Source organism: Neptuniibacter sp. QD34_54, assembly GCF_047778055.1.
Classification (GTDB): Bacteria; Pseudomonadota; Gammaproteobacteria; order Pseudomonadales; family Balneatricaceae; genus Neptuniibacter.
This window is the reverse complement of the sequence record NZ_CP180546.1, coordinates 1,637,561-1,662,018: the sequence shown is the minus strand read 5'-3', so window position 1 is coordinate 1,662,018 and position 24,458 is coordinate 1,637,561. Positions and strand designations below refer to the sequence as shown.

Here is a 24,458-nt window from a genome sequence, read left to right as displayed (position 1 = left end):
TATTTCTGACTGTATTACTTTAACCAAGATAGATAAGCTTTGAAGTCTTCCTCTGATCCAAAACAAACCTGTCGGTTATTACCCCGCTGGATAACGTGCTGTGGTACTCCCACTGGAGAGAAACGGCTTTTCCTTGCCATAACTAACCCTCACATCCTTGTGATGCATCAAACTAAATTAAACTTATTCCCGGGAAACTCAATCCTTAGTGCTCTAGACATGCTCACCTCCTGTGGTTGTCCTTAACCTTCATCCTCAGGTTATTTGTGTCTAGCTATTGTGGAAAGTGGGAGACTTGATCCCTTATCTTTTAGCCCCCTGATCTTTTAATTATTTATTAAGTAGGAAGTTAAACCGCATTAAACATCTGGCCTAAACATGTACATAAAGTCCATTTCATCAAAATTAATTACATGCTCTATATTATCGAAGAACTCTTGTGCTTTTTTTTCTAATTCAGGGACTTTTTGTTGTGAAACCAATTTATTTTCGATTAAATATGAAGATATTCCATCTTTGTATTTACCTAGTTCCGCGACTCTTCCATATACATAAGCGTCTTCCATAGAAACCAAACTTTCACTAATAGCTAAATTAAAAAGGCTAACACCCGCTTTATAATACCCCTTTCTCAAGCTACTATCTAACATACTTACTCGCTCCTGCTTATTTAAATCTTTAGCAAAGAAAACTGCTCTTGCTTCTAAAATTGCAGGATCATATTTTTCTAATTCCATTATCGCTTCACCAAACCCCTCATTCATATTTTCAAGACTTTTCATAGATAAACGCCTTAAAGTTCTTACTATAGGTTGGCAATAACCATTTCGGCAAGCAGCTACCATTTTTTCTAATGATTTCCCACTTTCATTCTCATAAAAACGAACAAAGAAAGAACGATTTTTTAATCGATATATATAATTGGCTTTTATATCACCTTTCTTTGCTAAATCTTTCCATTTATCCATTGCTTCTTCAAAACGATGTCCACTACAAGGCCAACCATTAATATCACATACTTCAGAAATTCCTGAATTATCTGCATCTCCAGATAGTTTATACATTGCATATGGATTACCTAACTCTGCAGCTTTTTCAAACCACCTATATGCAGTATAGCGATCACGCCCGAAGTTCTGTTGCTTCATGTAGCCATACCAAAACAAAGCCTCAGCATCTCCCTTCTGTGCATAGGGCTCTAATTTGGCCATCGCTTCATCATATTTTTTGTGGCGGATGTCAACCATGATAGGATACAAATGACTGTCCTTGCCAATACTAGTTGAGGCAAAAGAAACATTAGTAAAGATCGTAAACAAAAATATTAAAATAACTTTAGTAAAATACACTAATGGATACCTTCGATATTAGAAATTGATATAGGGCTTAGCTGCTCATGTATTCCTACAGCATTTTTCCGTGCTCTTTGCTCAACAGCATCTTTATCGCAGTCACCTACATAATATGCATAATAAACCATGTCGCCGTTACGTGACTCTGAATAAAATAAATAATATAGCGACATCCTTTCTAATAAGTTTTTAAACTTATCTATTTTTGCTAATTCAATAAGATCACCTTGGGCATATATCGTAGTAAAGAATTCATAAAAACCTATTAACTTGCGTAAATTTTTTAAGAAACTCTGCCACTCATCAGTCTTTTTATCTGGTTTAGTTCCTTGCCTATTCATTCTCGTTATTGACTCTTCAAAAAAGCGTCTGTGATCACTATCAGGTAAATGTGTCAATTTATTATCAACATTATCTCCCAATCCACCTGAAATCCAAGTTAAGAGTTTTTCAATAGCGTCTCGCTGCTTAATGTTTTTTTCCATATCTTGAGAGGCATTTCCAAGCTGATCATTTCCAATACTTGGTAAATAAAAACCAGGTTTACTAGCAAAATCCTTCACTTTATCCCACGAACTATAGCTTTGAGCATCGGACAACGTAAACAACAGCCGTCCCATTGTCTCAGGGGGCATTTTCTTAACCCAAGGAAGGGCCGATTCAGCCTCATTATTTATAAAATCAGATAGTACAGGAGCCAGTTTCTCTCGCGTGCTTTCTTCATTAAAAGCCACGATCTGCTCAAATGGAAGCAACAGTACATCAGCCGCTTTGAGGCCAGTGACCATAACAGCGGTAAGGAACATGTTAAACAACTCAAAAGAGGTTTCACCACTTTCAGAATCAACTGACTCATCGAAAATATTAAGTCTGCGGAACCCTTCTTGATTCAGAATATTTAGAATGTGATCTATAAAATCATTGATCGCTAAGGGGGAAATCTCATAGCCCATTTTCCCTGAAACACCTGGACCTAAAGCAAGTTTAGCGGCCATAATAAATATTATTTTACCGCCACTAACTGTTAACTTAATCATACCGCTGGCAGAAGCAGCAAAGGCCCAGGCAGCTTTTGCAGTGAATTTCGCAAAGGAAATAAAATCAGTAGCCTTTGGCGCTTTCCACTCTAAGCTACCGACAAATTCACCGCCCACTTCAACCCCAGCAAAAACACCTGCTGTACCGGTTATATCGGCAGCTTTACTTTGAGCAAGCAATTCGCCATCAGCATTTTTAACCTCGGCGAGTTCTTTACGATAAGCATTGTAACCCTGATAACTTTCCGTGAAACCTTTTACCCCTATGCCACCTTGATCAAGATTTCCGAATTCAATACTCGCCCCCAAGTTTATGGACGCTCCGACCATACCATAGACAGTACAGCTCCCTTTGAGACAAAGGTGACCTAAAGGATATGTTTTGGAGACCTCTTTCCGATCCGTTTTATAAAAAGCCTCTTCTGCAATTTTGAGATCATTTTCAGGCAAGTAAGCTATATAAGGAATCTCCATTCTATAACCAGACAGATCAGGATAAACAAAATCTAACGTAACCTGACCTCTTCCTACATCTATTTTCGCTTCCGCTTGCAACCTCAGGGGTCAAGTCTCCCATTTCCCATATAATTATCCGCTATTAACAATTCTACTTACCGAGCTTTTACTACTTCCGAAATAACCAGCGAGCTCTTTCAGCGTATAATGTCCACTTGCATAAGCTTTTATAATTGCTTCCTTCTTTCCGTAAAGCTCCTGATAGTAAGATAAGGATTTCTTCGCCTGCCTTTGCTGTATTTTAGGGATATCTATTAAGCTTTGATCGGGATCTAGCTTACACTGCACTTCATCGATAAATGCATCAGAGCCAAGGTAAATTTGATTTGTTAACTTTTCCCAAGGGGAAGGCTGATTCGATCCCTCAGAAACAAATAATCTATATTTCTCTTGAGCCTGACTCTTATGTTCATCGAATGCAGCTAGAATTGAATCGACGACCAAACACTCATGCGCTTTGCACAAACCAGCGGTTGATCGATAACTACTCCAAGGCCATTCAGAAGCTTCATGACACATTCTTGCTCTAACTGGGTTCAGCACTATGTATCTACTTAATTCTAAAAGGTACTCATTACTATCAACTATAATTGCCTTATAGCGACCTTGGAAAAGATGACCAACTCTCTTATATGTTCGATTTATCCATTGTGTATACACACCGTTCAACTGTCTCATGCCCTTTGAAAGGTTAGAATCAGCTGTTTCTATTAAGAGGTGATAGTAGTTATCCATGAGACAATAAGCATGACAAATCCATCTATACCGCTCACAAATCTGCTGGAGTAAAGATAGAAAATACCGTCTACCGGTATCATCAAAATAGATATCTGAGCGCGTATTACCTCTGGATGTAATGTGATAATACGCGCCGGGAAACTCAATCCTGAGTGCTCTAGACATGCTCACCTCCTGTGATTGTCCTTAACCTGCTTCCTTAGGTTATTTGTGTCTAGCTATTGTGGGAAATGGGAGACTTGACCCCTGATCTTGGTGATGTCAAATTGAACTTAATCTGATCCCGATTATTCCCTTACCTTACCTGATCTGATCTGATCTGATCTGACCTGACCTGACCTGACCTGACCTGACCTGACCTGACCTGACCTGACCTGACCTGACCTGACCTGACCTTAATGATATATAGCCATTCCCGAACTATAAAAGAAATTTCCTTCATCAAAGTAAATTTCCGGCTCTACATTTTTATAAAGCTCTTCAGCGCTTTCTATCCCTTTCTTGATCTCATCTTCACTTAGGCTTTGAAATTGATATAAACCTTGAGGGGTATTGTTAATATAGCTTGGTTTATGACCGCTAACCAAATACTCTAAATAAAGATAAGTATATGCAGTTAGGTAATCATTTTTTTCCATTGCCAGATAGCTAATTGCACTATAAGATCGAATATAACCATTGTGAGCAGCAGCCGTTAATAACGACAGTCGTTTTTCATAATTCAAGCCCCGATAAAATATCATACCCCTATAATATAATGCCGGACTAAAACCTTTCTCTACAGCCTTATCTAAGACCAAAACTATTTCATCACTTACTTTGTTAGTTTTTTTATTATATCTAAATAAAAACTGAATAAGAGGTGTATAATATTCACGTTCAGCCGCGTAAGCTATCATATCTTCTTCACTCATGTGATCAGAAAAAGGGTTTAATAGCGAAAATATTGTACCTGAATACTTATTATAGTAATAATAAGCCTTAACATCGCCTTGATTTTTTAACTCTATTAGCTTATCAATTGCCTTGTCTGCCCACTCACTATCACATGGCCAACCTATAATTTCACAATCATATTTAGACCTTCCAACTTCACCACTTATTCTTAGCATGGCATAAGGATTACCTTTTTCTGCAGCCTTTTTATAGTAATGATAAGACTCGGCGTGCTTAAGTACATTTTTACTTTCCAGTGACGTAGCATACCAGTACAACGCATCTGGATTACCTTTTTCGGCTAGCTCCCTTAATGTTTCATCACTGCCTATTTTGTTCATAGAAAACACCGGATCGAACAGTATGTCTCCCTTTTGTAAGTATGGACCAGCCATTGAAGTATTAACACATAGTAACAAACACATTAAAATTAATTGAATATATCGCATACACTTCCTGTTTTAAAAAGCTTGTATTCCGCATCGTTATAACCTGCCAAATCTCGACGATCTTCAATCTCCTCTTCACTTTGACAGTCCCCGATATAACAGCATTTCATTTTAACTTGACTACTTTGCTTATGGCGAATAAATGCTACTTCGTAACCGATACAAAGCTTACGCGAGGATAAAACAAAGAACTTAAACTCATCAATCCCTAAATTCTTCTTTACAATTCGATACAAAGATAACCAATTATTTAAAAACGCCGCCCATTGTTCTTCTTTCTTTGTTGGTACCTCATAGTATTTAAAACCCATCCTAGTTACCGCTTTAGAAAAAACCCGAGCAGGTAAGTTACTAACTTTAGTGTCCTCATACGGTATATATTTATTACTAGCGATTAGCTCCATAATTTTAACAATTGATTTAGCTTGATTTTGATTATTTGCATTATATTCATCTTCATTGTCAGCACCTTCACTAAGAACATCACCTAAAATTTCAAATACGTTATAGATTTGTCCCTCAGCCAACATTTCAAACAGCAGCGCTATAGTCTCAGGTGGTAAATTGGTGACCCATTGTTGAACCAGCTCTTGATCTTCTTTATTTCCACTTATTATAAACCGTGCCATACTAGGAGCCATCTCTCTCCTACTCGAAGCTTTCGTGTACTTTCCTAATGCTTCGAGGGGAAGTAGCAACAAGTCAGCCATATGAAGACCTGTCATCAATTGCGCAGTCAAAAGCGTATTAAAAAACTCAAAGTTAGTTTTATCTGTGCCTTCTACCTTACTTTCATCAAATATGGAGATCCGCCTAAATCCCTCCTGATTCATTATTTTCAGGATCAGATCAAAAAAATCATTCACTACTGAATGATGAATTTCAAAAGCAAATTTCCCACCAACACCGGGCCCCATAGCTAACTTTGCAGCGAATAAGACGATTAAACGGCCACCACTTAAGGAGAATTTAATTATTGCAGAACCGGCAGCACCAAACGCGACAGCTGCTTCAGCGGAAAACTTTGCTAATGTCAGAAAACCATCTTTTTTTGTAACTTTTTCGTTTCCTTCCACCTTAATTAAGGGCTTATATGTCGTTGTTAACTGTGGAGGCTCCCACTCTAATTTAGCATTTAGTTTTCCACCAATTTCAACTCCCGCAAAAGCGTTAACTGAAGCCGATAAATCTGCAGCCTTTCCTTCTAATTTTTCTCCTACACCTTCAATATATGGTGTTTCTGGTTGCCAGTCATTGAAGCCTTCCATTGTACTTGAAGTACCCCTTACGCCGATGCCTCCTTCATCTAGCATGCCAAACTCTGTTTTGGCACCTAACGCTATAGAAGCACCCAGCATGCCGTATAAGGTTGTTGAAAGATCCATTCGGAGATTACCGGCATTATATAATCGGGCTATCTCGTCTTTACCTGCAGCAACCAAGGCCGCTTGCTTTATTTTTAAGGGTTTTGGTACTTTAACAATGTATGGAATAAGAAAAGCTTTACCTACTCTACAGGGCAATTGTGCATTCAATGTATAACTACCTTGGAGAATATTCAGTTCTAATTTTGCTCCGTATTCACCAATAGTCACCTTACCTTCTTTTGCAGCCTCTAACAGATCAGCTTTTGCGCCTATAGTTGCAGCACTACTAAAACGCATAAACTGGTACTGCGCGGCCCCAGAGTAAGCTGGATCTGACTCGGTGGCACCCTTATTCCATTTGTAAACACCTTTACTCAATGCGACATCCATTTTCGAGATATCAACTTCACCGAAATTTATCGTTCCAAGATTTGTTGACCCATTCTTGGCAAATTCATCTTTCAAACCCTTCATTACATTAAGTAGGCTGCTGGGATCTCCCTCTAAATTCCCAACGCTTTTTAGCGGCTCTGCTCTACTCAATTGCTGAGTAAGTTCATACAAATGGCCACAATGATCAATTTTATGAACATCTCCATCCGGAACCATCCAGCTTGGTCCACGAACAAAACTCATTCTTCCTTCGTTACTCGCTAAATAGCACTCAACAATTTGGTACTCTGATTTGCCCGTTTTAGCAAAAAGCTCCTTGGTTTTATTTTTGGGTTCCCACTTTTTTTCATCAACAATTAATTGATATGCCTTTTTCCCTTTGCAATACAACCGAACGGTTTTATTCTCCTTGGCATTGGTTCTTGCCTTTTCTTTGAGAATTTCTATACGATCTTCAACAATTCGTTTTAACGTCAATAGTGGTTGAAAAATCTGACCGGGGAGCCCAGTCACTTGAAGTAGGTTTTTAGTTGTTCCCGTTTTATCAGCTAAGGTCTGATTAACACGCTCCAACATGGCAATAGCCGGATAGTAAGACCAGCTTACTTTATGCTTGGACTCATCGTAGAGCTCCCTCGGAGAAGTTCCTGCATTGCTCAGTAAGGTTGCAACCTCTTTATCCGTTAACAAATCATCATCGTAATCTACACCTGTATAGCTACAACCAACCAAATCAGAGTCATTGAGGCATTGTTCAATTAAAACGATCCCTCGACTGTTCAGCATGTAAAGAGGAGCGTGGCTTAATCTTTCAGTGATAGTACTTGTATCAGGAAAGCTAAACTTCCATTGATTAAAGTTCTCAAGATCGGATATAAAATCGGCTTTTTCTTGCCACTTTTTCAAACTTTCAGCCAGGTCATCTAGGTTACGCTTAAGAACATGTGAACGTCTCAACCTATATAGGCTTCGAGTTTTATCAACAACGGTGAGATTTGAGTACACAATCTCTTCGTGCTTACTTGTGAAATAACCTTTAGTGCCCTCTGAGCCTTTCTTCTTAAAGTACACATGGGGAGTACCATCATCAGTTTTTTTCTGTGCCGCTGCCTTTTCAGCTATTTTCTCTAATTTTTCAATTTCAGTGTTAAGCTCTTTAAATAAGTCATCAATAGCATCCTCACGAAATTGTTTTAGCTCAATTTCTGTGTACCTTTCAGAAACGGTTCTTTCGATGAAATTGGGAAGTCTCCATAGCTTAACGGTCAGTATGCCAATACATGTATGCCAAAACTTAGAGTTCTCGATTGCATTTTTGTATTCTTGTTGGAATTCACTCGCAATACCGTCTACTGATTTTTCTGAGATTAGTAGGCCAGACACCATTTCTGGTTTTGCGACCACAACTTGTTTGAAGAGCATTAACGCTCTATAGCGTTGTAACTGTAATTCATCTTTTAAAAAAAATTCGTGAGGCTTATGAAGAAATTTTGAAAGGATTCCATACTTCCCCATCTCCTTCAGTACATCATCTTTTTTCTGTTTAGTTGAGGCGCTATGATTTTCCGTAGTGCCATTCGATGGCCCGCCAGACTCGCCTTCGACCTTGATCGAGCTATATATCCCCACCATTTTTTCTTGAAGGGCGTCCATATAACTGATTTCTTCCTTAACCTTTAGAGCTCCTTCTTGTGTAAGCAGAAACCAAGCCTGCTTCCCAGATTTAGGCATTGATGGCACATATAACAGATCAACATATTCTCTCGGTTTACACACCTCTTTATCATTTTTCTGCGGTCGAGGTATATCCACTCTTTCGATAGAAACGTCTGGTGATTTTAATTCTTCTTCAGAAACAGGCTGACCAATTAGATTACCTGCAAACAGTTCATTTGCTTGACTAATTTGGTAACAGCTTAAGTTGCTTAGAGTCGATTCTGTAACGCCATAGTGTTTACAAAGCACGTCAGTACATAACTGCTGAACTTCTTGGTAAGTGCTGATTGTTGCCATGATTATTCCATTAATCCTTTGTAAAACTGTTCCGGTAGCTGATAGGCCGTCTGAATTGCTTCAGGGGTTATTTCGTCGTGGTTTCTAAAGCTTCCTTTCGCCCAGATCACCTCTGAGATGCCACTGATAAAACGGGTGAGTTCGTTTTCTGTAAGCTCCTGTTCCAACGAATCTAAAAGCGCCGGAGAATAAAAACGAAATACCATTGCATTACCCAATGGAGATTGAGCAAGCGCCCTGCTTTGCACCCAACTCAACAGTTCCTCTTTCGGCTGGTTTGGTAAGCCTATTACCAATGAGGAACCCGCTTGCCAGTAAACATTCTGTTCCCACTGTTGCTGAATGACTTCGCTATAGATCAGCTCGGAATCAGATTTAAAAAATACGCACCAAGGCCCTTCTTCTGCGACGCTTTCTAGAATCGTACCGTCAAATAATCTGGCTACGTCTGGAAGCTCTTCATTTTGGAAGATAAGTGCCAATGGATTATCGTGAAAACGGTTATGATCCAGTATCAGGCAGTACAAAGCATCATCGTAGATAGGGATCATGCTAACCCCTTACATGGACAATCCGAACGTGGGCAAGTCGCGATAGACCCGCCGTCTTTCATACATAATCCGATTGCTGGCTGATCAACTAATGCCATTCGCTTTAGGGTCGGCGCAGGTATCCAAGGTTCAGCAGCCGCTTTACCCTCAGTCACATATCCCGCTTGATCTAAATCGGCTTCTAACGGTGGTTCTGGTGCTACTGGTGCTGCTGCAGCGGCACTGCCACCGCCGCCTCCACCGTTTAGGTTTATCGCGGCGCCATTCACTTTTACCCCAGCAGGATTAATCGTGATTGTGCTGCCACCTGCTTTTATAAGTATTTCGGTACCGGCTTCGAAAATGATCTTTTGCCCAGCTTTCCAATTGCTTTCATTCACCGCATGCTGAAAGCCGCTTTTGCCAATTTGGGCGTGATAGTCAGGCGTAATGGTATGGTTGTAATTGGTTTTAACTTCACGATGGTAATCGCCTTTGGTTAGCGCGTGTTCCTCGTTGTAAAACTCTCTATATTCGTTATGTTCCACCAGCTGTTGATGCTCGTGACCAATCCATTGTTTATGGGTATCTAAGGTACGTTGATCTAGGTCTTTCTCTGCTCTGATAAAGACTTCTTCTTCACCCTTTTTATCTTCAAAGCGGATTTCGTTGTAGCCACCGCCACCTTTGCTGGAGAGGGTCTTAATTGTTGAGCGGGTTTTATGCTCAGGCAGAGCATAAGGTGGCATATTATGGCCGTGATAAACCCTGCCTGTGATGATGGGCCTGTCTGGATTTCCCTCTAGGAAATCAACAATTACTTCATCTCCAATGCGAGGAAGAAACATGCTGCCGAAAGCCCCGCCTGCACTGTTTTGACTGACACGAAGCCAACAGGAGGTGTTTTCATCATATTCACCAATTCTGTCCCAATGGAACTGCACTTTTACGCGGCCATGCTCGTCAGTGTAGATCTCTTCGCCTTCAGGCCCTGTCACCGTTGCCGTTTGTGCACCTTGAATCACCGGCCTTTTATCAAGATCCACTTTAGGGCGGTAAGGCGTATCCATAGAGACAAGATTCAGTTTATTGCTGTATTTAGAACCTTCGGTCGTAGCACCTGTTTCCAACACCTGCGGCTGAGAACAAACATGCTCAATACGAGAAATAAAATACTCAGTATTTAATTCGCTACGCTCATGATCTAGAACGGTGAAACTAAAACCCGGCGCACATCGATTAACGTCACTTTCGGCTTCAACCGTCTTACGCTTTCGATTAGCAGAATCTAAACGGGCATCAGTTAGATGTGAGCCTCGGCCAGATTCCATAAAGTTTGCAGGATAGTCGTAGATTTCTAGGGCGGTATCCTGCTGGTGTGAGGCTGTTTCAGTAAGGTCTAAATTGGGCTTGGTAAAGTTAAAATCACGTAAGGAAACTTTGCCTGGACGGATCGCTTCAGCATACTGAAAACGGAATATGTGCTGCTCTGAGATAGCCCCTTGGGCATGATGAAAATAAGGTATTTCAGCCTCACCACTGATATAGGGCGAAGAGGTAGAAGAATCGCTAAATACGATTGTGTGTTTATTAGCTGAGTGCTCAAAGTAGTAATGAATCCCCTCTTCCTCAAGCAACCGCTCTATAAAGTTGAGATCCGACTCTGCGTATTGAACACAGTATTCACGGGCACTAGCAGGCCTTGTGAGGTCAAAACGGAATTCGTCTGAGGAGAAGTTGTGCTCACTAAGCAAATGAGTAACGATGTCGCGTGTCGTTAAAAACTGAAAAATTCGATTATCGAGACGATGTTTTAACAACCAAATTTTCGGCACTAAAGTGACACGGTAACTGCTTTGTCGAACGCCTTCTTCGCCAATTACCGCACTAGCAACAATACCATTGATGTAACGTGTTTGTTCGTTTTCATCTCCGGTTTGATCCAACAAAGTGACACAAGCAGCCTTCCCTACAATTTGATCGATTTCTATATCTGTTTGCTTAGAAACCAGTTCAATTTCAATACTGAATACTTGGGATACTTGCTCCACTCCAGAGAGTCGTACCAGTGAGAATTCGGCACTGCCTTGTACATTAAAGAGGAAGCGTTCTTCATTTGCTTTTAAAAACATCACTCATTCCTTTGACGTGAAATTTCTTCCAATCACGTTTTCGTATTACATAGCAGCTTATCCAAGCATGCTTTGTGCCATTTATCCTAAATGGTACTTAGAAGCGAAAATTAGTTGGTCAGTTCTCTTTAGATATCGCGAATATGATTTAGAAAATCATTTGGCTGCACAACGCCAATAAGCGTTTTATGATCGAGCTTTGCACCTTCGCGATCATAGAAGATAAGCGCCGGCGGGCCGATCAGTGCGTAGTCTTTATTAAGCTTTTTAGCCGGTTCATCATTTGCGGTGACATCTACCTTAATCACCCGGTAAGGCGCTAAAGCATTTTGCACACGCGAGTCAGCGAAAGTAACTACCTCTAGTTCTATACAAGCAACACACCAATCAGCATAGAAATCTAGCATGACTGGCTGTCCATTGGCTTTGGCGATCTCTAACTCACTATTAAGTGCTTCTGGCGTTGTCACTTTTATAAAAGGTAGAACCTCAGCTTGTGCAGACTGATCACCTGCAAATGCTTTTAATGGGTATCTAAAGCTATTACCACCTGCCAACGCACCGATCATTAGCGACAAGCCGTAAAGCAGAATAATTAAACCCAAACCTTTCGCAAGGTTCTCTTTTGCCGTTTTTGCTTTAGACAGCACGCCCATATAGACAGCCGATACAACTAGGATGATCGCTGTTAACCACATAGAAACGACGGTAGGTACAATCCGATCAAGCATCCAAACGGCCATCAACAACAGTAGCACGCCAAATACTGCTTTGACCTTGTTCATCCATAGACCAGCATGTGGAAGTAGCTTTCCTGCAGAAGCGCCAACCAATAGAAGTGGTACGCCCATGCCTAAGCTCATCGCAAATAACGCACTACCACCTAAGAATGGATCACCTGTTTGGCCGATATAGATTAATGCGCCTGCTAAAGGAGCCGCCATACAAGGGCCTACGATAAGCGCAGATAGGAAGCCCATAATCGCCACACCGGCAACCGTGCCGCCCTTCTGGCTGTTGCTCGCCTGACTTAAACGGGTCTGAATGCTGTTTGGCAGTTGAAGTTCGTAAAAACCAAACATCGATAAAGAGAGCAAAACGAAGATCAAACTGAAGCTGCCGATAATCCAAGCATTTTGGAAAAGCGCCTGAACATTTTCGCCAAACAATCCTGCGAGTACACCTGCAATGGTGTAAGTGATGGATACAGCCAGTACATAGACAAGAGACAGGCCAAAACCTTTAGCCGTCGATACATGCTTACCCTGCCCAGCAATGATACTCGATAGGATTGGAATCATCGGAAAGACACAAGGTGTTAAGGATAGAGCTAAACCCGCTACGAAGAACGCACCCAATGTAACAATCAAGCTGCCCTGAGATAGCATCTGCGCAAAACGATCCTGCTCTGTCACTGCAGGGGCATTAATGGTTTGCATGGTTGCCGGAGCCGCACTCACATCAGCAGCTGATTTAGAAGGGGTAAATGCTGCTATTGAGATCTCTTTAGTGACTGGCGGATAGCAAACGCCACCGTCCCAACAACCTTGATAAGTGATGGTTAGCTTGCCGTCTTTTGCTGGATCGACTTTGCTCAGCAGTGAGAGATCAATCTCAGCGCGGTCGTAATAAACCCAGACCTGACCAAACAACGGGTCATCTTTTAATTCAGCCGGTGCATTCTTGCGTGAGATAATCTGGGTTGTTTCGCCATCTTTAAGCTCTATTCTGTCTCTATAGAGGTAATACTCATCCGGCATATCCCAGATCAGTTTTAAGGTATCACCCTCTTGCACATGACCAAAAACAAACGCTTTTTCTACCTGAACAGGGCCTTTTTCACCAAAAGGGTTTTGATCAAATAGTCCCGCCGTCACACTCGGGGAAGCTACAGATAAGATAAGTAAAAACTGTAACCAAAAAACTCGTTTAAATAGATACAACACAGCGTTTCCTATGGATTAATCTCGCAGACGCTTGATTGACAACTTTTATGCCTAACAGTTCGCTATCAATCGGATTTACATAGTTTACCACGCCTTTTTTACCGAACAGCACTCGTAAAAGCACTTTAATTAGTAGAAACAACTGCCATTGTTTTGATTTGGCGCAGAATAGACCATCTGCATACTTATAACCTTCATAGGTTTATGGTAAAACAAGCGACACATTGACAAAGAGTCTAGAGAGCCCCAGCGCTAAAAGCGCTCAATAACGTTAAATAGCTCTCTATTGTAGGATAAGAACTAATGACCGATACACGTGTTGAAGATTTAAATATCGAATCAAATAGCGTTCTGATTTCCCCAGATGCGCTGAAGGCTGAAATGCCAATTTCTGAGAAAGCAGCTGCAGCAGTTATGCAAGGCCGCTCTGTTGTTCGCGATATTCTTGACCGTAAGGACCCTCGTTTATTCGTTGTTGTAGGCCCTTGCTCTATTCACGATACAGAAGCAGCTATCGAATATGGCAAAAAACTGGTTGAGCTTCAGGAAAAAGTTAAAGATTCCTTATATCTGGTTATGCGCGTGTATTTTGAAAAACCACGTACGACAGTAGGCTGGAAAGGTCTTATTAACGACCCAGACCTAAACGACTCTTTCGAGATCGAAAAAGGCCTGCAAACTGCACGTAAACTTCTTTTAGATCTATCTGAAATGGGTTTGCCACTAGCAACTGAAGCACTAGATCCAATTTCTCCACAGTACATGCAAGATTTGATCTCTTGGTCAGCAATCGGCGCACGTACTACTGAGTCTCAGACTCACCGTGAGATGTCTTCTGGTCTATCTTGCGCTGTAGGTTTCAAAAACGGTACTGATGGCGGCCTAGAGGTTGCTACAAACGCACTTAAATCTGTTAGCGCACCACATCGCTTCCTAGGTATTAATGAGAGTGGTCAGGTTTCTATCGTACACACTAAAGGAAACCAGTATGGTCACGTTGTACTTCGTGGTGGTGGCGGTAAGCCAAACTACGATTCTGTAAACGTAGCGCTTTGTGAACAAGCGCTAGATAAAGCAGGCCTAGCAAACAACATTATGATTGATTGCAGCCATGCAAACTCAAGCAAAGACCCAGCTCTTCAGCCACTTGTAGCTGAAAATGCGACCAACCAAATCATTGATGGCAACAAATCTATTGTTGGCCTAATGATTGAAAGTAACCTTGCTTGGGGCAACCAGTCTATCCCTGCAGATCTAAGCGAGCTTGAATACGGCGTATCTGTAACAGATGCTTGTATCGACTGGGAAACAACTGAGAAGTGCCTAGTTGAGATGAACGAGAAACTGAAGCCTGCATTAGCTAATCGCTAATAGGCCCAGCTCTCCACAAAAAAAAGCGCATAGGGTAGCCCATGCGCTTTATTTAGTTTTCGGAGAGAATATATACCTTTCCATCACCGTCAAACTCTAATTGTTCCTGCGGCATATAGCCTCCAAATCAGATTAAAACCAAATACAGTTTGCCTCTTCTAACTTGGCTGACCAATATGGAATAACCCATACAGCTTACCTATTCGGCAGAGCGACCGTTACAGCGTCAATTTATCAGGATCTGAACGGCCTAGTTGAGTCAGCAACCCAACCAGCTTCGGATTAAATCTATAACCGCTTTCACTATTGATACGACTGATCGTTTTAGCAACCGCGATTTTTTGCTTGTGGTCCTTCCTTAAGCGCAGATAATTTTGCTGATAGAACTTCAGCATTGAGAGAATCGTACTCCCCGCTGGAATATCATCTCCTTTTAGACCAAACGGTCCTCGGCCATCATATCGCTCAAAACTACATTCAATCAGTTTTGAAGCGGCTAACCATTTACCGCCTAGCTTTAGAAAGCCAGCTGATAACTCAACCTGCTCTCGCGCCTTAGATTTTTCCCATTCCGCGGATTCAAGCCCAATATCAAAAACAGGCGAAGGGACAAATTTACTTCCCAAATTCTGAAAATTAAACGCTGCGACCAATTGCTCCTCAATTTCAGGATGAGGCACTTGCTGATTGAGCATACAACCTATTGCAATAAGCTTAGCGAGATCACCTTGCTGCTGGATAGATTTGGCCTGCAGAATTTTTGCAACCTGCCCCATAAAAGCCAGATCATCAAAATCTTTTAACTGCTCTTGCGCCTCAAGCTTATCCAACACGCTCTCATTTATACTCTGTGTGGCTGTGAGTATGCCTGAGAAGCTTTCTAAGGTTGCTTGAGTCACTTTGTCGCGTGATGACTGGCCAGACTGATAAACCTGCAGCACACCCTTTTCTAGAAGCTCAATATCAGACGAACCAACATCAAGACCGCTAACCTTATCAGCGACAAGCTGTTCTAATCGGGTAAAAACAAAAGCGATGAACTCTCCTTGCACGGGTGTATAAGGGAGCTGATTTTTGCGAAATTGATCAACTAAATCTTCGAGCCTATGGCAAACATCAGCAATACTGTCGAGAAACACCATATGACAGTTGCCTTTAACTGAATGCACCGCCCTAAACATTTGATTAACAATTTCAGGATCGTAATTACAGTTCAAGGAACTAAAACAGTGATCTAATTCCTCCATCGCTTCCTTAACGCTAGAGTAGAACTCCGTTTTGAGCTCGTCACTGAGCTGCTGAAATCCTTGATCATTTGCGTCTGACATTTTTCACCATTTCAATTAGCCACAAAAAAAGGATAGCAAAGCTATCCTTTTTTATAACACATTCTGGAACGCTTATTCGTCCGGCATCGCTTTAGGTTGATCTGTGTTCTCATAAATGAGGATAGGATCGTTATCACCCTCGATAACGCCCTCATCGATCACAACCTTGCTTACATTCTCCATAGAAGGCAGCTGATACATAATATCTAGCAATGTCGCTTCCATAATAGAACGCAAACCACGTGCGCCTGTTTTACGCTCAAGCGCTTTACGTGCAACGGCCTTTAAAGCAGCTTCACGGAAATCAACTTCAGCGCCTTCCATATCGAACAGTGCAGCATACTGCTTAGTCAAACTGTTCTTCGGCTCAGTCAGAATCTGAATCAACGCTTCTTCATCCAGTTCAGCAAGTGTTGCTACCATTGGTAGACGACCTACAAACTCAGGAATCAGACCGTATTTAACCAGATCTTCTGCCTCTAGTTCACGAAGGCTGTCAGAAACCGTTTTCTCTTCATCTTTGCTCTTAACAACAGCGCTGAATCCGATGGAACCTTTCTCTGAACGATCACGAATAATCTGCTCTAGGCCAGCAAATGCACCACCACAGATAAACAGGATATTAGACGTATCTACCTGCAAGAACTCTTGCTGAGGGTGCTTACGACCACCTTGTGGAGGAACAGAAGCAACCGTACCTTCAATCAGCTTAAGTAACGCCTGCTGTACACCCTCACCCGAAACGTCACGCGTAATGGATGGGTTATCAGACTTACGTGAAATCTTATCGATCTCATCAATGTAGACAATACCAAGCTGAGCTTTCTCTACATCGTAATCACACTTCTGCAGAAGCTTTTGAATGATGTTTTCTACATCTTCACCTACATAACCGGCTTCAGTTAGCGTAGTAGCATCAGCAATAGTGAATGGCACATTCAATAGGCGTGCTAGCGTCTGAGCAAGCAGGGTCTTACCACTACCCGTAGGGCCGATAAGAAGAATATTACTTTTGCCTAGCTCAACGTCTGAATTGCTACTCTTTTGGAAGCGTAGACGCTTGTAATGGTTGTATACCGCTACAGCAAGTACTTTCTTAGCGCGATCTTGGCCAATAACATATTCATCCAGAGCCGCACTTAGCTCTTCTGGAGTCGGCAGATGATCGCTCTCTTCCTGAGGCTCTGCTTCTTGTATCTCTTCACGAATGATGTCGTTACATAGATCAACACATTCGTCACAGATAAAAACGGACGGACCAGCAATTAGCTTACGTACTTCATCCTGGCTTTTGCCGCAGAATGAGCAGTACAGCAACTTACCGCTGTCATCTCCATCTTTACCTTTGATTTCGTCGGTCATTCGACTTCCTCATAATTCTTTATCAGGGCTATACCCTATATTGCTACTCTGTTTCACATTTCAACCCTTATACAAACAAACAGGGTGAATCTTATGATTATAGTAACAATTTCTACTCAGGCTTAATCAGTGTTACGACGATCAAGCACTTCGTCAATTAAACCGTATTCTTTAGCAGCATAAGGGTCCATGAAGTTATCACGATCTGTATCACGAGAGATCGTTTCTAGATCTTGACCTGTATGCTCTGCCAACAACGTATTCAATTTATGACGAATACTCAAAATCTCTTTGGTATGAATCTCAATATCAGTCGCCTGACCTTGGTATCCACCTAGCGGCTGATGAATCATTACACGAGAGTTAGGTAACGCAAAACGCTTACCTTCAGCACCACCGGCTAGTAGGAATGCACCCATACTCGCTGCCTGACCCAAACACATCGTGCTCACGTCTGGCTTGATGAACTGCATAGTGTCATAGATAGACATACCAGCAGTTACAGATCCACCCGGGGAATTAATATAGAGATGAATATCCTTATCCGGGTTCTCCGCTTCTAGGAACAGCAACTGCGCAACAACCAGATTAGCCATATGATCTTCTACAGGACCTACAAGAAAGATCACACGCTCTTTTAACAGACGGGAGTAGATATCGTATGCACGCTCACCACGAGCCGACTGCTCTACTACCATAGGCACTAGACTACTCAAAATATCTGAGCCACCTTTACCAAAATCCGCCATGTATCACTCCTTAAAACGGAAATAACCTAAACACAAGCACTCGATAATACTACGTTGATTAATTCAGGCAATAGCTTTAACCAACAACACTGCATTTATCATGCGCTAAAAACAAAAAAACGACAGCCAGCTTTCGCTAACTGTCGCTTTTACAGTAGTGACTTTTACGTCAGAAGAGCATTAATTAAGCTGCAGCACCCTGCTCTGGCTTAATTGCATCTTCGTAGCTAACAGTAACGTCCGTTACATTAGCTGCTTCAAGTAGGTTATCTACAACCTGCTCTTCAAGAACTAGACCTTTAATCTGACCTAGCATCTCTTCGTTACCCATGTACCAATCGATAACCTGCTGAGGATCTTGGTAAGTTTCAGCCATCTCTTCTAGTGTTTCTTTAACACGAGCTTCGTCAGCTTCTAGTTCATTTACTTTGATCACTTCTTGCATTAGAAGACCGATCTTAACGCGGCGGTCTGCCTGATCAGTGAACATCTCTTTTGGAAGCATGTTTGGATCCATATCAGAATCTGGACCCGCAAACTGCATTACCGCTTGACGACGTAGGTTGTCGATTTCACCATCGATTAGTGCAGCTGGCACTTCGATTGGGTTAACTTCTAGAAGCTGAGTGAATACAGCATCTTTAAGTTTCATTTTAAGAGCCTGCTTAAGCTCACGCTCCATGTTCTTCTGAACTTCAGCGCGGAAAGCTTCTTCAGTCTTCTCTTCTAGACCAAACTTCTCGAAGAACTCTTCGTTTAGTTCAGCAAGAACTTGTTCAGAAACAGTGTGTACTTTTACTTTGAATACAGCGTCTTTACCTTGAAGGTTTTCAGCTTGGTATTCTTCTGGGAAAGTAACGTTTAGCTCAACATCTGCACCTGCAGTAGCGCCCGCTAGACCGTCTTCGAAACCAGGAATCATTGAGTTAGAACCTAGAACAAGGTCCATACCTTCACCTTTACCACCGTCGAATGCTTCACCGTCGATGAAACCTTCGAAATCGATGCGTACGCGATCGCCTTCAGCTGCAGCGCGCTCAACTTCGTTCCACTCAGCTTGCTGCTTACGTAGCGTTTCGATCATCTGATCAAGATCAGCATCATTTACTTCAGCCGCTTTCTTTTCGATCTCTACTTTAGAGAAATCAGCCAGAGCGATCTCTGGGTAAACTTCGAATTTCGCAGTGTATTCAAGGTTCTCACCTTCAACATCTTTTGTGAATTCGATTGCAGGCGTGCCAGCTGGGTTGATCTCTTCCTGCTGAAGCGCTTGGTAGAAGCTTTCCTGAACTACTTGGCCAAGAACTTCTTCACGAATACCTTTACCGTAACGCTGCTTAACAACTTTTACAGGTACTTTACCAGGACGGAAACCGTCGATACGTACTGTACGTGCAGTCTGCTGGATACGCTTGTTAACATCCTGATCGATGCGCTCTGCTGGTACGGAAACCTTCAACAGGCGCTCTAGGCCAGAAGTCGTTTCAACGGAAACTTGCATGTAATGCCTCACAAATAAAATGCTTGAATCAATAATCTTCAACAGACCGACGTATTGCTAACGCTGCTTGATCTGCACAGCCGCTCGTAAATTTCGAGCAAAATCAAAGCGCGAAATTCTCCGGCAAGCAGCTTAATTAGTCAAGTTTAGTAAGCAAAATAACGTATAAGAAATGAAAATTATTATTAGATAGATCACCTAGATCAAAAAATAAGCTAGAAATAGCTTTTATGATCAGATAAACAAAAACAAAAGTAAGGATTTTATAAGCTAGAAGCAGCTTTTAATGAGAGAAGATTTAAAGATCAATCAATGGTGCGGACGGAGAGACTCGAACTCTCACACCTCGCGGCACCAGAACCTAAATCTGGCGTGTCTACCAATTCCACCACGTCCGCAGATAGATCTTTTTTACACATAGCTTGAAACTGATTACACCAAAACAACGCTTCGTTGTAAATGGTGCGGACGGAGAGACTCGAACTCTCACACCTCGCGGCACCAGAACCTAAATCTGGCGTGTCTACCAATTCCACCACGTCCGCAATCTATGTGTATCGTTAATGGGGTGGATAATGGGGCTCGAACCCACGACCGCCGGAATCACAATCCGGAGCTCTACCAACTGAGCTATACCCACCATAACGATCGTTTTTGTGTAGTACATGGTGCGGACGGAGAGACTCGAACTCTCACACCTCGCGGCACCAGAACCTAAATCTGGCGTGTCTACCAATTCCACCACGTCCGCAGACTACACAAGAGATTTAATGGGGTGGATAATGGGGCTCGAACCCACGACCGCCGGAATCACAATCCGGAGCTCTACCAACTGAGCTATATCCACCACTAAATCTCGCTCTAACAAATGGCACGCCCACCAGGACTCGAACCTGGAACCTACGCCTTAGAAGGGCGTTGCTCTATCCAGTTGAGCTATAGGCGCCCGACTCATTTGTCAGACCTCAGACTTTGGCCTTAACTAGCGTCTAGCGCTTTGTTTTGGCCGCCTCGTCTTGAGGAGGTGCGCATAATATACACCCTAAATTTTGCCGTCAACACTTTTTTTATCTTTTATTTCAAAAGTTTTAGATTGATCATCTAACAACCAATAATTGGCTATTTATCAAGCAGTTATCCCATTTTTGGCCATCAAATTGATCCGATTGATACTCTAGCCACCAGTTTCAGTTTTTTTGATGCAAATGCACGCCTACTCTCTTACTTCTCAATTACTTGTACCTACTTATATAGCTAATTCACAAAAGGCGCTTGGACGAAATACTCAACCATGAGAGAATTCACCCCAGATAAAACTTAATAAAGGACCCTCCCTTTAAATGAGCGCACAGATTATTGATGGCAAGCAAATTGCCGCAGATGTTCGCCGTCAGGTTGCTGAAGGTGTTCAGCAGCGTATCAACGACGGTAAAAAAGCTCCTTGCCTAGCAGTACTACTTGTAGGTATGGACCCAGCTTCTCAGGTTTATGTTCGTAATAAAAAGAACGCTTGTCAGGATGTAGGGTTTGAATCCCGCTCTTTTGACCTGCCTGCAGAAACGACTCAAGAGGAACTACTGAATCTTGTTGATGAACTAAACCAAGATGATTCAGTTAACGGTATTTTGGTACAGCTTCCTCTACCAGAACATCTAGATGGCAATGAGATCCTTGAACGCATCCGCCCAGAAAAGGATGTTGATGGATTCCACGCTTTCAATTTAGGTCGTCTAGCTCAGCGCATGCCTGTTCTTCGCCCTTGTACTCCAAAAGGCGTTATGACGCTGCTTGAATCTACAGGCCAAGATCTACATGGTATGGAAGCAGTCGTAGTTGGTGCATCTAACATCGTTGGTCGCCCTATGACATTAGAACTGCTTCTGGCGGGTTGTACTGTAACCACAACTCACCGCTTCACAAAAGATCTTGAAGCGCACGTTCGTCGTGCAGATCTTGTAGTAGTTGGTGTTGGCATTCCTGGCCTTGTGAAAGGTGAGTGGATCAAAGAAGGCGCTACAGTAATTGATGTAGGCATCAATCGGCTTGAAGATGGTCGCCTAGTCGGTGATGTGGGTTATGAAGCTGCAGCAGAGAAAGCCGGTTTTATTACCCCTGTTCCAGGCGGTGTAGGCCCAATGACCGTGGCTACACTTATGGAAAACACTTTAGAAGCAGCAAACAAGCAAGACGCTTAAGTTTGTTACTCCATAAAAAGGCAGCCTAGGCTGCCTTTTTTATTTCCGCTATCAACCGACTCAGGCTTCCCTGAACCAAGTCGTACCTTCGCGGCTATCTTTTAGAATGATGCCCTGCTCTGCCAACTCATCACGAATACGATCAGACTCTGCGAAGTTTTTCGCTTTCTTCGCTTCCGCACGCTGAACAATCAACGCTTCGATTTCATCAGAACTAAGCTCACCCTCTTTGTCTTCGCCTTTCAAGAAGGCATCTGCATCTTGTTGCAATAAACCAAGAATAGAACCTAGGCGCACCAATTGACCGGCAAGTTTACCTGCCTCTGGTGAGTTTTCACGAGTAGCTTTGTTCAACTCATTCACAAGCTCAAACAGAACAGAGATTGCTTTTGGTGTGTTGAAGTCGTCATTCATCGCCTCAACGAAACGCGCATCAAAATCATTTGCTGGTGATTCATCAGAAATTTCCACACCACGCAGCGCTTGGTAGAAACGCTCCAACATGACACGCGCTTCTTTCAAACTATCTTCGCTGTAATCGATATACGTACGGTAATGAACACGCGCTAGGAAGAAACGAACAACTTCAGCGTTGTATTTTTCCAGCACATCACGAATCGTGAAGAAGTTACCTAAAGATTTAGACATCTTCTCAGAGTTCACACGCACAGGACCTGCGTGCATCCACGTATTTACATAAGTACAACCGTTTGCAGCTTCAGATTGTGCAATCTCGTTTTCATGGTGTGGGAATGGTAGATCTGGACCACCGCCATGAATATCAAATGTTGGGCCAAGGCAGCATTTAGACATAGCTGAACATTCAATATGCCAGCCTGGACGACCTAAACCCCAAGGAGAATCCCAGCTCACCTCGCCCTCTTTCGCAGATTTCCACAAAACAAAATCCAGTGGACTTTCTTTGGCTTCATCTACTTCAACACGGGCACCAGAACGTAGCTCATCAACATTTTTGTTGGTCAGTCTGCCGTACTCTTCAAAGCGCTCTACACGGAAGTAAACATCGCCATTGGATGCTGGGTAAGCAAAACCTTTCTCTACCAGTGTTTCGACTAGAGAGATGATATCTCCGATATGCGCAGTCGCTCTTGGTTCTTGCGTAGGACGAAGAACAGCAAGTTTTGCCTCATCTTCATGCATGGCTGCAATCATACGCTCAGTTAGCTGATCAGGCGTTTCATCATTCTCAGCAGCACGCTTGATGATCTTGTCATCTACGTCTGTGATGTTGCGGACATAGTCCACATCCCAACCCTGCGAGCGAAGGAAACGAGTAATAACATCAAATGCAACCATCACACGTGCATGACCAATATGACACAAGTCATAAACGGTCACTCCGCAAACGTACATTTTAATTTTGCCTTCTTCTAGTGGCGTAAACGGAGCTTTTTCTTTAGTGAGGGTGTTATATATTTGAAGCATAACTCGTAACTTTATAATTTCGAAAAATAAAAAGGGCCGCTAGTATAAATGAATTAGCACTCTGCGGCTAAGGAAACTCTGTAGGGACAGTTAAATTTAGCTCACCCACACCTACATCCAATAAAAGGCTTTTCTCAGTACTTAGCACTAGACGCCCATTCTGCTCCCGGTCCCAAACCAAAGCTTCCCATTGAGCATAAGGCTGTATATAAGTCCTGCGCGCCTCCTCCCAATTCGGAGCATCAGTCACAGGTACAACCCATAGAAAAGAATGTCCAAAAATCTTCTGCTTGGCATAGCCCAATAAAGCCAACCTTTTAGTAACAGGGTCGTAGTCAGCAGCTGTCACCAAACCTTTAACATCAAAGCGCTCAGTCAATGTTACAGATTGCTCTGCTTTACTCTTATCAAGTTTATAAAGATGGGTTTGTTCGTTTTCTCTATTTTTAGTGAAAAGCCATAGCTCATCGTTGACCACTGTTAGCGCTTCACAATCCAAGTTATGACTATTCGGGGCAACTTTTGCTGGTCGATCAGCATAGTTAAACTTCAATATTTCAGGAGAGACAATACCTCCCGCTCTAGTAGACTCTAAATCCTTCCAAGCAACTTTATAAATCTGCAACTCAATACGCCTGCCGCGATTATTACCGCAGTCTGCTATGTAGAGATAAGACTCATCTTGTGCAAGTTCTTCCCAATCAATATTTTTTGCATTCCCTACTTTGATTACTTTGACAATGTTGTGCTGCCCATCCAGAGCATAAAGATAAGGTCCATCGCCACTATCATTAATGGTCCAGAGCAATCCGCCCTGAGAAGCGAGGCCTGATGTTTCTTGGACACGATCAGGCCAAACAGTGTAATTCTCTATAACACCATCCCAACCTTTAGCTTTGGGTGCGGGCTCTCTTTCAAGCAACGGCTGCTGTTGAGCACACCCCCAAAGCAAAATCGATATAAAAACCACTGCTGAAAACTTCATTTAATTAACCTAACCTCTCAATGAAACAGATGACATGCACAGCCCTACTACAAATAAATATAGTCACACTGTATATGACTAGACCTTTGGTATAAAAACTGTAAGGATTCGC

16 protein-coding genes and 6 tRNA genes are annotated in these 24,458 nt (G+C 42.3%); 2 read left to right on the top strand and 20 right to left on the bottom strand.

All coding sequences use genetic code 11. The features are described 5' to 3' along the window. Nucleotides 1-359 precede the first annotated feature (359 nt). The 8 genes from ACMXYP_RS07640 to dsbD form a co-directional block, all read right to left on the bottom strand. Nucleotides 360-1,349 carry a tetratricopeptide repeat protein gene (locus tag ACMXYP_RS07640; RefSeq protein ID WP_415884414.1) on the bottom strand — a complete coding sequence of 330 codons (990 nt, stop codon included), beginning with the start codon at nucleotides 1,347-1,349 and terminating at the stop codon, nucleotides 360-362. Then, nucleotides 1,349-2,944, bottom strand: coding sequence for a hypothetical protein (locus tag ACMXYP_RS07635; protein WP_415884413.1), 1,596 nt, complete (start codon nucleotides 2,942-2,944; stop codon nucleotides 1,349-1,351). The genes ACMXYP_RS07640 and ACMXYP_RS07635 overlap by 1 nt, the downstream gene beginning before the upstream one ends. Before the next feature lie 33 nt (nucleotides 2,945-2,977). Next, a complete protein-coding gene (locus ACMXYP_RS07630; protein ID WP_415884412.1) occupies nucleotides 2,978-3,808 on the bottom strand; it encodes a transposase in 831 nt (276 codons plus the stop codon). Between the two features lie 230 nt (nucleotides 3,809-4,038). Continuing rightward, complete coding sequence (locus ACMXYP_RS07625) at nucleotides 4,039-4,920, bottom strand: hypothetical protein (protein WP_415884411.1); 882 nt, start codon at nucleotides 4,918-4,920, stop codon at nucleotides 4,039-4,041. An 89-nt stretch (nucleotides 4,921-5,009) separates the two neighbouring features. Continuing rightward, nucleotides 5,010-8,801, bottom strand: a complete 3,792-nt coding sequence (locus ACMXYP_RS07620) for a hypothetical protein (RefSeq protein ID WP_415884410.1) — start codon at nucleotides 8,799-8,801, stop codon at nucleotides 5,010-5,012. 2 nt (nucleotides 8,802-8,803) lie between these two features. Next, complete coding sequence (locus ACMXYP_RS07615; RefSeq protein ID WP_415884409.1) at nucleotides 8,804-9,352, bottom strand: DUF4123 domain-containing protein; 549 nt, start codon at nucleotides 9,350-9,352, stop codon at nucleotides 8,804-8,806. Then, nucleotides 9,349-11,463 (bottom strand): type VI secretion system Vgr family protein, encoded by a 2,115-nt coding sequence (locus ACMXYP_RS07610; RefSeq protein WP_415884408.1) that lies wholly within the window; start codon nucleotides 11,461-11,463, stop codon nucleotides 9,349-9,351. The genes ACMXYP_RS07615 and ACMXYP_RS07610 overlap by 4 nt, the downstream gene beginning before the upstream one ends. Nucleotides 11,464-11,591: 128 nt before the next feature. Continuing rightward, complete coding sequence (gene dsbD / locus ACMXYP_RS07605; protein ID WP_415884407.1) at nucleotides 11,592-13,409, bottom strand: protein-disulfide reductase DsbD; 1,818 nt, start codon at nucleotides 13,407-13,409, stop codon at nucleotides 11,592-11,594. 303 nt (nucleotides 13,410-13,712) lie between these two features. Between dsbD and ACMXYP_RS07600 the strand changes: the two genes are divergently transcribed. Further along, nucleotides 13,713-14,780 (top strand): 3-deoxy-7-phosphoheptulonate synthase, encoded by a 1,068-nt coding sequence (locus tag ACMXYP_RS07600; protein WP_415884406.1) that lies wholly within the window; start codon nucleotides 13,713-13,715, stop codon nucleotides 14,778-14,780. Nucleotides 14,781-14,998: 218 nt separating this feature from the next. Here the strand turns inward: ACMXYP_RS07600 and ACMXYP_RS07595 are convergent, their stop codons facing one another. From ACMXYP_RS07595 to ACMXYP_RS07550, 10 genes are all read right to left on the bottom strand, one after another. After that, nucleotides 14,999-16,108 (bottom strand): Hpt domain-containing protein, encoded by a 1,110-nt coding sequence (locus ACMXYP_RS07595; RefSeq protein ID WP_415884405.1) that lies wholly within the window; start codon nucleotides 16,106-16,108, stop codon nucleotides 14,999-15,001. A 72-nt stretch (nucleotides 16,109-16,180) separates the two neighbouring features. Continuing rightward, complete coding sequence (gene clpX, locus ACMXYP_RS07590) at nucleotides 16,181-17,470, bottom strand: ATP-dependent protease ATP-binding subunit ClpX (protein WP_415884404.1); 1,290 nt, start codon at nucleotides 17,468-17,470, stop codon at nucleotides 16,181-16,183. 122 nt (nucleotides 17,471-17,592) lie between these two features. Beyond that, a complete protein-coding gene (clpP, locus tag ACMXYP_RS07585) occupies nucleotides 17,593-18,219 on the bottom strand; it encodes an ATP-dependent Clp endopeptidase proteolytic subunit ClpP (RefSeq protein ID WP_415884403.1) in 627 nt (208 codons plus the stop codon). A 184-nt stretch (nucleotides 18,220-18,403) separates the two neighbouring features. Further along, a complete protein-coding gene (gene tig, locus ACMXYP_RS07580) occupies nucleotides 18,404-19,720 on the bottom strand; it encodes a trigger factor (RefSeq protein WP_415884402.1) in 1,317 nt (438 codons plus the stop codon). A 313-nt stretch (nucleotides 19,721-20,033) separates the two neighbouring features. Continuing rightward, nucleotides 20,034-20,118, bottom strand: a tRNA-Leu gene (locus ACMXYP_RS07575). Between the two features lie 62 nt (nucleotides 20,119-20,180). Then, nucleotides 20,181-20,265, bottom strand: a tRNA-Leu gene (locus tag ACMXYP_RS07570). 19 nt (nucleotides 20,266-20,284) lie between these two features. Continuing rightward, nucleotides 20,285-20,360: transfer RNA gene (locus tag ACMXYP_RS07565), tRNA-His, on the bottom strand. Between the two features lie 26 nt (nucleotides 20,361-20,386). After that, nucleotides 20,387-20,471, bottom strand: a tRNA-Leu gene (locus ACMXYP_RS07560). A 20-nt stretch (nucleotides 20,472-20,491) separates the two neighbouring features. Then, nucleotides 20,492-20,567, bottom strand: a tRNA-His gene (locus ACMXYP_RS07555). A 22-nt stretch (nucleotides 20,568-20,589) separates the two neighbouring features. Beyond that, a tRNA-Arg gene (locus ACMXYP_RS07550) sits at nucleotides 20,590-20,666 on the bottom strand. A gap of 394 nt (nucleotides 20,667-21,060) precedes the next feature. Between ACMXYP_RS07550 and folD the strand changes: the two genes are divergently transcribed. Then, nucleotides 21,061-21,915: a bifunctional methylenetetrahydrofolate dehydrogenase/methenyltetrahydrofolate cyclohydrolase FolD gene (gene folD, locus ACMXYP_RS07545; protein WP_415884401.1), complete on the top strand. Its 855-nt coding sequence runs from the start codon at nucleotides 21,061-21,063 to the stop codon at nucleotides 21,913-21,915. A gap of 60 nt (nucleotides 21,916-21,975) precedes the next feature. On the opposite strand, the gene cysS is transcribed toward folD, so the two are convergent. Further along, nucleotides 21,976-23,361, bottom strand: a complete 1,386-nt coding sequence (gene cysS, locus ACMXYP_RS07540; protein ID WP_415884400.1) for a cysteine--tRNA ligase — start codon at nucleotides 23,359-23,361, stop codon at nucleotides 21,976-21,978. 67 nt (nucleotides 23,362-23,428) lie between these two features. After that, the gene (locus ACMXYP_RS07535) at nucleotides 23,429-24,346 is read right to left on the bottom strand and encodes a hypothetical protein (protein WP_415884399.1); all 918 of its coding nucleotides are present in this window, start codon (nucleotides 24,344-24,346) and stop codon (nucleotides 23,429-23,431) included. Between the last annotated feature and the right edge of the window lie 112 nt (nucleotides 24,347-24,458).